The 4,670-nt window shown below is 72.6% G+C and carries 4 protein-coding genes; all 4 read right to left on the bottom strand.

What is annotated here, in order from left to right; translation table 11 throughout:
- Window positions 1-94: 94 nt before the first annotated feature.
- Window positions 95-1,039 (bottom strand): hypothetical protein, encoded by a 945-nt coding sequence (locus tag VQ03_RS29225; RefSeq protein WP_245292246.1) that lies wholly within the window; start codon window positions 1,037-1,039, stop codon window positions 95-97.
- The gene (locus VQ03_RS29220; protein ID WP_245292245.1) at window positions 1,036-1,605 is read right to left on the bottom strand and encodes a c-type cytochrome; all 570 of its coding nucleotides are present in this window, start codon (window positions 1,603-1,605) and stop codon (window positions 1,036-1,038) included. Before VQ03_RS29220 ends, VQ03_RS29225 begins: the two co-directional genes overlap by 4 nt.
- Window positions 1,602-3,593, bottom strand: coding sequence for a quinol:electron acceptor oxidoreductase subunit ActD (locus VQ03_RS29215; protein WP_053078787.1), 1,992 nt, complete (start codon window positions 3,591-3,593; stop codon window positions 1,602-1,604). Before VQ03_RS29215 ends, VQ03_RS29220 begins: the two co-directional genes overlap by 4 nt.
- The coding region (locus VQ03_RS29210) for a 4Fe-4S dicluster domain-containing protein (protein ID WP_048454438.1) at window positions 3,590-4,670 on the bottom strand (1,081 nt) is incomplete at its 5' end. The genes VQ03_RS29210 and VQ03_RS29215, both read right to left, overlap by 4 nt.

The raw sequence follows: 4,670 nt of genomic DNA, 5'->3' as shown, positions 1-4,670 counted from the left end.
AATGTTTATATGATCCATGCCTCGCACCGGGACACCACATCTGCCTGTGTACTCATATTCTTTTTTTATCCAAGAAGAAGACGGCATACGAGCTCTAGTAGTGTCGCGTGGGCTGGGAGATGTGTAAAAGAGACATGCTCTCGGTCCTCGCCCTGCTGCCGGCGAGCAGCGCCGGCCGGCCGGCATTGCGGCGCGGCAGCAGGACGAGGACCGAGAGCACCATCACGCCGATGCCGGCCCAGAGCCCGAGCCGGCCGAGGGCCCCGTCGCGGGCGAGATACCAGCGCGCCTCGTCGGGGAGGTTCGCCGACCACACGGTGAGGTACTGCGCCGCGTGGACGAAGCCCCAGATCGCCAGCAGCACCAGGATCGGGTCGGCGAAGGCGGCGGCGGTGCGCTGGTCGCGGCCGGGCCGGCCGGAGGAGTCGCGCGCCGCGATCAGGGCCGCCGCCGAGAGGGCGAGGCCGGCCTGGATCGTCATCACCAGGAGGCCGAAGGCCGTGGAGGCGAGGCCCGGATCGGCGGATTGCACCCAGTCCTCCGCCGCCAGCGTGCCGGTGACGGTGGTGAGGATCAGCCCCAGGATCGCCCGGCTCCGGCGCCGGCCCGCCGCCGGGCTGCCGGGCTCGGCGGCCGGGCGCCGGAAGGTGTTCGCGAGCCAGAGCCAGATCGCCAGATAGGCGAGGCTGCGCAGGATGAAGAAGACCGGCGTGAACCACACGGCCGCGAGCGGCGTGCGCGGCGGGGCGCCCCGATCCCACGAATAGAGGCCGTCGAGGTTCAGGAGCACCGGCAGCAGCAGCAGGCCGGCGATCGGCAGGAGGCCGAGCAGGCGGCGTAAGGAGGCGGCCATCGGGCCGGCGGCGAAGCCGGCGAGTTCGAGGCCCATCAGCAGCGGCAGGGCGCCGACCGGCAGCGCCACCAGCACCAGCCAGGCCGCGAGATAGGACGGCATCACCGGGCTGCCGGCGGCGCCGGCCAGCGCGCAGACGGCCAGGGCGACGGCGCCGAGGGCGAGGGAGATCGGGCGGCGGCTCATCTCTGCTCCCCCGAAGCGCTCGCACGGCCCGCGGCCGCGACCTTGGCCTGATCCTCCGCCGGCAGGCTCGCCAGCGAAGCACCCTGGCTCACCTGGAGCGCACGGATATACGCCACGATAGCCCAGCGGTCGGCCGGCGGCACCTGGGCGGCGTAGGAGAGCATGGTGCCCTTGCCGTTGCCGATGACGTCGTAGAGGGCCCGGGCCGGCGCCTCCCGCAGGCGGGCCTCGTCGAAGGAGGGCGGGCGCGGGTAGCCGCGCTTCACGATCATCCCGTCGCCGAGGCCGGCACCGCCGTGGCAGGGCGTGCAGAAGACCTCGTAGCGCTCCTGGCCCCGGGCCAGCAGGGCCGGGCTCGCGGAGGCCGGCTGCGGCACCGGCTGGTCGGGCGCGGCGCGCGGCACGCTGCCGGGAGCGGGGAGACGCATCGTCTGGCCTTGCGGGAAGAACGGGTTGCTGTCCCAGGTCCTGGATTTGGGCTGGCTCACCATGTCGGCCCGGTCGCAGGCCGTGAGGGCCAGCGGAAGGAGGAGCGCGACGAGCCGCGGCACGAGGATGCGCGTCACAGCGGCACCCTCCGGATCATCAGGGGCCGGCCCTCGGCCAGGCGCGCCAGCGCCCGCTCGATCCGGGCCGGATCGAAGCGGGGACCTGCCGCCTCCAGGGCGAGGAAGAAGCGGTCCTCGCTCGCCCGCGTGAAGCCGGGAATCGCGAAGGCCGGGTGGTTGAGCCGCGGCAGGCGGTTCTGGAACAGCAGCGCCAGCACCGTCGTCAGCCCGCCGCAGAGGGTGCCGAACGACACGCTCGGGACCATGAAGGCCTGCCAGGAGAAGCGGGGCCGGCCGCCGACATCGAACACGTAGTCGATGCCGGAGGCGTAGAGGCATAGCGCCATGAAGGCGAGGCCCCCGGCGAGGGCCGCCCCGAGGGCGAGGAGCGGCAGGATCCCGGCCGGGCGCCCGAGGGCGTCGGCGGCCCGGCGCATCGGCACCGGACCGTAGGTCTCGATCCGGGCGCTGAAATCGCGCTCCTTCAGGGCCCTCACCGCGGCCGCCAGGGCACCGGCATCGTCGAACTCGGCGCTCACGCCCCAGAGCCGCGCCTCCTGCGTCTCGGCCGGGGTCGGTGCCCGCTCGCCGCTCGGCCGCCCGTCCGGGTGGCGCTCGGCGAACCGCCTCGTCTCGGCGATCGAGACCATCGGCAGGGTGCGAAGCCCCAGCAGCAGCAGGGCGAGGAACAGGCCGACCGAGCCGGCGAGCGTGGCAAGGCCCCAGGCGCCCATGGAATAGGGATGGGCCGAGGAGGGCAGGAAGTCGTGGCTCAGGGTCACGATCAGAAGCATGAAATGGTCGCCGAAGCTGCCGATCGCGGCGGCGAGGCCGACGAATGCCACGGCGAGGCCGGAGCGGCGGAAGGCGGTGAACCAGAACAGCTGCACCGGCAGCAGGGCGAAGACCACGATGATCCAGAACGCCCAGGCATGCGCGCCGGAGAGCCGGCGCACCAGCACCGCCCGGTCGAAGGCGTCGCCGTGCAGGAGGCTCGCGAAGATCTCGGTGGCGTAGCAATAGGCCGAGGCGAGGCCCAGGCCCAGCATCAGCCGGGCCATCAGGGCGAGGTGCCGCTCGGTGATCAGCGCCTCGAGGCCGAGCGCCCGGCGCACCAGCACGGTCAGGCAAGCGGTGACCCCGACGCCCGAGAGCAGCGAGGCGGCGAGGAACGTCACCGGCAGGAGCGTGTCGTGCCAGCCCGGCAGGACGGTGCCGGCGAGCATCACCGAGGCCCCGGTCTGGAGCGAGACGACGAGGACGAGGGCGAGGCCTGAGAGAGTGCGGGTGGCCATCAGCCAGCGCTCCCAATGGGTCGATGCCCCGCGCCAGCCGAGGGCCAGGATGCCGTAGGCCTGCGCCTTCAGGAGCGTGAGCCGCCGGGACCGGCCGCGTTCGTCGGCTTCCGCCAGGGCCGCCTCGAAGGCGCGGTCGCGCAGGGCGGCGAAGTCGGGCAGCAGGCCGACATACCACAGGCCGAGGCAGACCCCGAGGAAGCTGACGATGTCGACGGCGTCCCAGACCAGCGGCGAGCGGAATTGCGGCCAGAGCGCCAGGGTGTTGGGGTAGGGCAGGGTCCAGTAGAACACCCAGGGCCGCCCGAGATGGATGATCGGGTAGAGGGCGGCCGCCGCCGCGGCCAGGATCGCGGTCGTCTCGGCGATGCGGTCGATGCCGGAGCGCCAGGCCGCGCCGGTGAGGCGCAAGGTGGCGGAGGTGAGGAGCGCGCCGCAGGCGATGCCGATCCACCAATCGTAGGCGACGATGTCGAGCGCCCAGACGACCGGGTTGTTGTTGTGCCAGATCCCGACGCCCGCGATGAGCAGCCAGGACAGGGTGACGGCGAACACGCCGAGCAGCCCGCAGGCCCCCGCGAAGGCGATCCACCACGCCCGCGAGCGGGTGCGGGACGAGGCCCCGGTGACGGCGCGGCCGATCGAGGCGAAATCCTCGCCACGGCCGAGGAGGCCGGCCCGGGGCGGCAGGGGCGTGACGGTGCCGCTCACGGGGCGCTCCCGGGCTTGGCAGGGGTGCCCTCGACCGAGGCCTCCTCGACCAGCCGGGCGAGGTAGGTGGTGCGGGGCTTCGTGTTGAGTTGCGCCAGCAGCCCGTAATTGCGCGGATCGGCGGCGGCCGCGGCCACCCGGCTCCCGGCATCGCGCAGGTCGCCGAAGGTGATGGCCCGGGTCGGGCAGGCGCCCTGGCAGGCGGTCTCGACCGCGCCGTCGGGGATCGGGGCGTGGTCTCCGCGCGTCGACTCGATCCGCCCTGCTGCGATGCGCTGGACGCAGTAGGTGCATTTCTCCATCACGCCGCGGGCCCGGACGGTCACTTCCGGGTTGCGCTGCTGCTGCTGCACCGGCGCCGTGTCGCCGGAATAGTCGAGGTAGTTGAAGCGCCGGACCTTGTAGGGACAGTAGCTGGAGCAGGCCCGCGTGCCGACGCAGCGGTTATAGACCATGAGGTTCAGCCCCTCGCGGTCGTGGACGGTGGCCTCTACCGGGCAGCCGACCTCGCAGGGCGCCTGCTCGCAATGCATGCAGGGCACCGGCATGAAGTGGGTTTTCGGGGCGTCGAGCCCGCCCTCGTAATAGCGGTCGATCCGGAGCCAGTGCAGCCAGCGGCCGAGGGCCACTTCCTCCTTGCCGACCACCGGGATGTTGTTCTCGGACTGGCAGGCGGTGACGCAGGCGTTGCAGCCGATGCAGGCATCGAGGTCGATCACCATGCCCCAGGCGCGCTCGGTGCCGTAGCGCCCTCCGGGCGAGGTCGGGGCGGGCGGATAGAGCGAGGGCAGGGCTTCACGGGCGACGACGGGCGTCGTGGCGCCGACCGCCTGCACCCGCACGAAATCGTGCCCCTCCATCGTGCCGTGATCTTGCGTCGTGACCGGCGGTGACCTGCGGCCGGTCTTCGCCAGTGTCGCCTCGGCGAGGCGCCAGGGCGTGGCGCTGGCGCGCAGCGGATAGGCGTCGTAGCCGAGCCCATCGGCCAGCTGATCGGGAATCGCCCGCCCGTAGCCGAGGGCGACCGTGACGGAAGCGTCGGCCTGGCCCGGCTGGATCCAGACCGGCCCCTCGATC

The sequence above is a fragment of the Methylobacterium tarhaniae genome, from assembly GCF_001043955.1.
Lineage (GTDB): Bacteria > Pseudomonadota > Alphaproteobacteria > Rhizobiales > Beijerinckiaceae > Methylobacterium > Methylobacterium tarhaniae.
The sequence above is the reverse complement of the archived record's forward strand: the minus strand, read 5'-3'. Positions and strand labels throughout refer to the sequence as shown.

What these genes read in the sequence shown, in the direction of transcription:
- VQ03_RS29225 (WP_245292246.1), bottom strand. Translation starts at nt 1,039, where the DNA reads ATGAGCCGCCGCCCGATCTCCCTCGCCCTCGGCGCCGTCGCCCTGGCC.